Below are 5,435 nucleotides of genomic sequence, written 5' to 3'. Positions count from 1 at the left end.
CGCGAACCGGTTCGCGAGGTGTTGCAGCAGTTCGTTCAGCGGGGTCGGGACGCCGTGCAGCCGGCCGAGCAGGACGATCTCGCCGTTGAGGTGGTCCGCCTCGATGGTGCCGGTGCCCCGGGCCAGGGACTGCCAGGAGGAGCCGCCGCCGCGCGGGGTGCCGTCCAGCGGGACCAGGGTGACCTTGTCGCCGCGGGCCGCGCGCTGCTCCGCAGCGCCGGTGTAGGGGATCCCGGCGGCGTCGAGCACCGCCTCGCCCTCCGCGCGGACGCGCGCGTACAGGGCCTGGGCCTCCTCGCTCGCCACGGGTCCGCTGACCGCTTCGAGGGCGTTGCCGAGGTTGCCGAGCAGTTTGGCGTACTGCCAGCGGGCCACGTCGGGCACGACGGGTGCCTCGAAACGGGCGTCCGCGAGATCGGCGGCTATCCGGCGGGCGGTGTCGTCGGTGCCGTGCGGGACGCGGCCGAGGTGCAGGACACCGGTGAGCGGGGTGCCGGCGGCGGAGACGACCCCGGGTTCCACGAAGGTCGACGGCAGCCAGACGCAGACGCCGTACACGTGCCGGAAGCGGCGCAGCGCCAGCCGGGCGCTCTCGACGCCGTTCTGCAGGCAGACCAGGGGCAGTCGGCGGGCCGCCGTGCCGCCGCCGGCGACGGGCACATCGGCCCAGGTCTCCAGGGCGGCCACGGTGTCCTGGGTCTTCACGGCGAGCATCAGGACGTCGTCGGCGCGCAGTTCGCCGAGCGGGCCCGGCCCGTCCACGGCGGGCAGCCGGTGGGTCGACTCGCCTTCGGGGACCCGCAGGCGCAGCCCGTGTTCGCGGAGGGCGGTCAGGTGTCTGCCACGGGCGACGAGGACGACCTCGCGCCCGGCCTGGGCCAGTCGGCCGCCGACGGTACCGCCGACCGCGCCGGCGCCGATGATGAGGTAGCGCATGGTGCCGAGCCTCGCACACGCGTCCGGTTCCTGGCGGGCGTTCCGGGCAGGTGTGACGCGGCCGTCGTGCCCCGTGGGGGCGGGCACGACGGCCGCGTGCCCGGCGTGCGCCGGGCTGCGCGAAACTCTCGCTGATCGGCGGGGTGCGGTTCAACTCCTACACGCGGCTGTGACTTGTTCAACAAGCTTTCGTAATGACAAAAGGGGACCCCTGTCGGCGGATCGGACACCGTGCCCCCGGGGAGCCGTCCCTGTCTGATTCCGCCCTTGCCGCGGGGCCCGTCGCTCTCCGGCGGGAACCGGCGGGCCGGATGCGGCTTCTCCCTGTCCGGACAGGTACGCCGACACGGGGGAGGAACCACATGGACAGGCGGAGTCTGCTGAAGGGGGCGCTGGCCGTGCCCGCGGCCGGGCTGCTGACCGCGGCACCCGCGCACGCGGCGGCACCGCCGGCGTTCGACGTGCTCATCGGGGACGTGAACTCCGGGAAGATCTTCCTGTTCGACCGCAACAAGCCGTTCACCGACAGGAACATCAAGTGGCAGCTGAACCCGGTGGGTTCGGGCCATCCGATGGAGCACCGGTTCCGCGACACGAACGGCGACGGGCAGATCCTGCTCGCCGTGACCGGCACCCCGGACAGCGGGACGGCGAGCATCTACCGGCGCCGCGACAAGAAGCTGCTGTGGTCCGCGAACGTCCCCAACTATCCGCACGCCATCGAGCGGGCCCGCGGCACCGGCGTGGTCGTGGTGGCCGGGCGCAGCAAGGGGCCGGGCGGCGGCGCCGCCAAGGGCGGCAGCCTGCACGTCTTCCGGCCCACCGGCCGCCACAGCGGCTCGCTGGTCCGCGCGGGCTCGCCGATCCCCTTCCACCAGGCGCACGGCCTGCTGTGGGACCCGCAGCTGGAGCGGATGTGGGCGGCGGGCGGTTCGGTGCTGACGGCGTACCGGATCGTGACGACGGCCGGCTCGGCCCGGCTGGTGGAGGACACCGCCCGCCGTCTCACCGATTTCCACCGCGCGCACGACCTCCAGCCGGACCACCAGCGCCCCGGCCGGCTCCTGGTCACGGACACCAACGGCGTCTACGCGGTCGACAAGTCGACGATGCGGCGGACCACCCTGCACACGCGCAGGCTGGTCAAGTCGTACGTGCGCCACGTCTCCGGCGAGCAGATGTGGACGGGCGCGGTGCCGGACGGCAACGCCTTCGGGACGAAGTACGTCCACTTCAACGTGAGCGGTGTCTCCCGGGCCCGGCAGGGAGCGGTGATCTACAAGGCCCGGATCGCCACCACGGCCTACCTCTGACGGCGGCCTACCGCCGGGCGGCGGGCAGTTCGGCCTCGATGAGGTCGGCCGCCCGCCGGGTGCCGCCCTCGCGGGCCATCTCCGCCTGCACCTCCTTGAGCCGGCGGGCCACCTCCGGGTCGTCCACCAGGGCGAGGGCGGCCTCGCGGAGGCGTTCGGCATCGGCCTCCTCGGCGGGCAGGTGCCGGGCGACGCCGAGGGCCTGGAGCATGTCGGCGTTGCCGAACTGGTCGACGGCCTGCGGTACGGCGATCATCGGCGTCGCGGTGGCCAGCCCCTCCTGGCTGCCGCCGGCGCCCGCGTGGGTGACGAACAGGTCGGCCTGCCGCAGGATGGCCAGCTGCGGCACCCAGCTGTGCACCTCCACGTCGGCGGGTACGTCGCCCAGGTCGGCGCGGGTCACGTGCCGGCCGACCTGGAGCACGACGTGCCAGCCGGGCAGACCGGCGAAGGCGCGCACGCACGCGCGGTAGAAGGCGGGCTGTTTGGTGAAGGCCGAGCCGAGCGACACCAGCACGACCTTCTCCGCGTCCGCGGGGCGCTGCCAGTCGCCCTGGTCGGCGCGGTCGCCCTGGCAGGCGCCGACGAAGGTGTGGACGCGTTCGTCGACCCGGTCGGCGTGCGGCTGGAGGGCCCTCGGGATGAGCACCAGGGAGCGGTCCGGGCGGCCGACGAAGGGGTCCGGGTGCTGAGTGATGCCGTTCTCGGCCAGCCATGCCTCGAACCGGGCGTAGTAGGCCCGTCCGCGCTCGGTCTGCCGGGGCTCCTTCCACATCGGCTCGGCGATCTCCTCCTCGTAGCCCTCCCAGGCGACGAGGTTCGGGGAGAGGGAGATCGCCGGGACGCCCCAGCGGTGGGCGAGGACGCGGGCCGGGTAGGAGGTGATGTCGTGCAGGACGAGGTCGGGGGTGTCGTCGGCGTAGGCCTCGATGAGCTGCGGGAGCGCCTGGATCGCGTCGTCGAGGAACGGCTCCACGTTGTCGAGCAGGGTGTTCCCCCAGGCTTCGGGGTCGGCGTCGGGTCCGGGCAGCGTGGAGGTGTAGAGCACGGGCTCGGCACCGGTGGCGGCCACCTTGTCGGCGAAGACCGGCGGGATGGCGTAGGTCACCCGGTGGCCCCGGGCGACGAGTTCACGGATCACCTCCATGCTGGGGTTCACATGGCCGTGGGCGGCGATGGAGAACATGGCGATATGGGCGGGCGGGGTCACAGGAGTCATGCGGTTGAGCGTAAGCGAGACGATACGTCTCGTCTAATGCATTTTCCCTGCCGGCCCTGCGCGTCGGCTCGTGGGCGTCAGCGCTGGTAGCGGGCCAGCACCAGATTGCCGTCCTTCTCCAGGCGGGCGCGCAGCCCGGCGAGGTCGGTCGCGCCGCTGTAGTACTCCTGGTAGGCCGGGGTGGCCACCTTGTCCTTCCACTCCGGGTAGCCGCGCACGGACTGGGCGGGCGCCGGGCGCAGCCGGGCCGCCAGGGCGGTGCCGGTGGCCCAGCCGTGTTTCCTCGTGTGCAGGGCCGGGTCCTTCAGGGCCTGGGTGCCGGTGGGCAGCATCCAGTCGCCCAGGGCGAGGCGGACCATGTTCTTCGGCCGCAGCAGGAAGTCGATGAACGCGACCGCCTCCTTCTTGTGCAGGCAGTCGGCGGACACGGACAGCGTCTGCGGGCTGACGCCCTGGGTGAGCCCGTCGGCGCCCGCCGGGGCCGGTAGCACCGTCCAGCGGAAGTCCTCGGGGGCCTGCTGCACGATCTGCTGGCGGTAGGAGAAGCCCAGCGGGACCATCGCGTACCGGCCGCCGAAGAGGCCGGGCAGGGTGTCCGAGCCGCTGCTGCCGAGCGTCGAGGCGGGCGCGCTGCGGTCGACGGCGACCTGGTCGTGAATGGTGCGCGGGACGACGGCGTCACCGGGCGTGAACCGTACGGTGACCTTGCCGTCCGCGCCCCGGTGGAAGAGCCGCCCGCCCGTCGACAGGGACAGGTTGAGCGTGGCGGAGACGGGCTCCTTCAGCGGCCAGGCCACGCCGTACCGCCCGGGCCCGCTGAGCCGCTTGGCGACCTGCCGGAACTCCGTCCAGTTCCAAGGGCGTTCGGGCGTGGGTATGCGCACCTTCGCCGCGCGCAGCCGGTCGGCGTCGGCGATCAGCACCCGGGGCTCCTGGAGGAACGGCACGCCGTAGATGCCGCGTCCGAAGGCGGCCGTGGCCCAACTGCTCTGCGGGATGTCGGCCTTGAGCCGGGCGGGCAGCAGTCCGGTCAGGTCGGCGAGACGGCCGCCGTAGGCGAAGTCGGCCAGGTCGTCGGAGGCGTCGTGGATGATGTCGGGCGCCTCGCCGCCCTCGAAGGAGGTGAGCAGCTGGTCGTGCACGCTGTCCCAGCTCCCCTGGACGTACTCGACCTTGACGTCCGGGTGGGCGGCGTTCCACTCCTCCACCAGCTCCTTGTTGGCGGCGACGGACTCGTCCTGCCAGGCCAGGGACTGGAAGCGGAGGGTGATCGGGCCGCCGTCCGTGCGCCCGCCCGAGGAGCAGCCCGCGAGGAGGAGCAGGAGGACGACGAGCGCCGTGGTGATTCTTGTCCGCATCAGCTCTTCACCGCCCCGGCGAGCAGGCCGCCCGTGATCCGCCGCTGGAGGACCGCGAAGACGGCCAGGGAGGGCAGGGTGGCGAGGAACGCGGCGGCGGCGAGCGGGCCGAGATCGGCCACGCCCTCCGCGCCGATGAAGTGGGTGAGGACGACCGGGAGGGTCTGCCGCTCGGGGCTCTTGAGCAGCACCAGCGCGAAGAAGAACTCGTTCCATGCGGTGACGAACGCGAACAGGGCCGTCGCCGCGATGCCGGGGGCGAGCAGCGGCGCCGTCACCGACACCAGCGTCCTGAGGCGTCCGGCCCCGTCGACGGCGGCCGCCTCCTCCAGCTCCGCGGGCACCGCCCGGACGTGGCCGGTGAGCATCCACAGCGCGAACGGCAGCGCCCACACCACGTACACCAGGATCAGTCCGAGCAGGGAGTCGATCAGCCGCAGGTTCTTCAGCACCAGGAACAGCGGGATGATGAGCAGCACGAAGGGGAACGTCTGGCTGACCACCACCCAGCCCGTGGCGGCCCGGGCCAGCCGGGTGCGGTGCCGGGCCATGACGTAGGCCATCGGGGTGGCGATCAGTACGGCGACGACGGCGGCGCCGAGCGCCACC

The 5,435-nt window shown here is 72.9% G+C and carries 4 protein-coding genes and 1 pseudogene; 1 reads left to right on the top strand and 4 read right to left on the bottom strand.

The genetic code is table 11. The features are described 5' to 3' along the window. On the bottom strand, nt 1-936 hold a 936-nt coding region (locus CCN44_RS38750; protein WP_086703611.1), incomplete at its 3' end, for a ketopantoate reductase family protein. Between the two features lie 362 nt (nt 937-1,298). Between CCN44_RS38750 and CCN44_RS38740 the strand changes: the two genes are divergently transcribed. After that, entirely contained in the window at nt 1,299-2,249 is a 951-nt protein-coding gene (locus CCN44_RS38740; protein ID WP_086703598.1) for a hypothetical protein, read from the top strand. Nucleotides 2,250-2,256: 7 nt separating this feature from the next. On the opposite strand, the pseudogene mgt reads toward CCN44_RS38740, so the two are convergent. From mgt to CCN44_RS38725, 3 genes and pseudogenes are all read right to left on the bottom strand, one after another. Continuing rightward, nucleotides 2,257-3,505, bottom strand: a pseudogene (mgt, locus tag CCN44_RS38735) (macrolide-inactivating glycosyltransferase); the annotation flags it as partial. 40 nt (nt 3,506-3,545) lie between these two features. Continuing rightward, entirely contained in the window at nt 3,546-4,826 is a 1,281-nt protein-coding gene (locus CCN44_RS38730; protein WP_086703590.1) for an ABC transporter substrate-binding protein, read from the bottom strand. After that, nucleotides 4,826-5,435 (bottom strand): carbohydrate ABC transporter permease (locus tag CCN44_RS38725; protein ID WP_107502160.1); only part of this gene is annotated, 610 nt, incomplete at its 5' end. The genes CCN44_RS38725 and CCN44_RS38730, both read right to left, overlap by 1 nt.

The sequence above is a fragment of the Streptomyces tricolor genome, assembly GCF_002155905.1.
Lineage (GTDB): Bacteria > Actinomycetota > Actinomycetes > Streptomycetales > Streptomycetaceae > Streptomyces > Streptomyces tricolor.
Note: the sequence above shows the minus strand (reverse complement) of the source record. Positions and strands in the feature narration are given on the sequence as shown.

What these genes read in the sequence shown, in the direction of transcription:
- CCN44_RS38730 (WP_086703590.1), bottom strand. Translation starts at nt 4,826, where the DNA reads ATGCGGACAAGAATCACCACGGCGCTCGTCGTCCTCCTGCTCCTCCTC.
- CCN44_RS38740 (WP_086703598.1), top strand. Translation starts at nt 1,299, where the DNA reads ATGGACAGGCGGAGTCTGCTGAAGGGGGCGCTGGCCGTGCCCGCGGCC.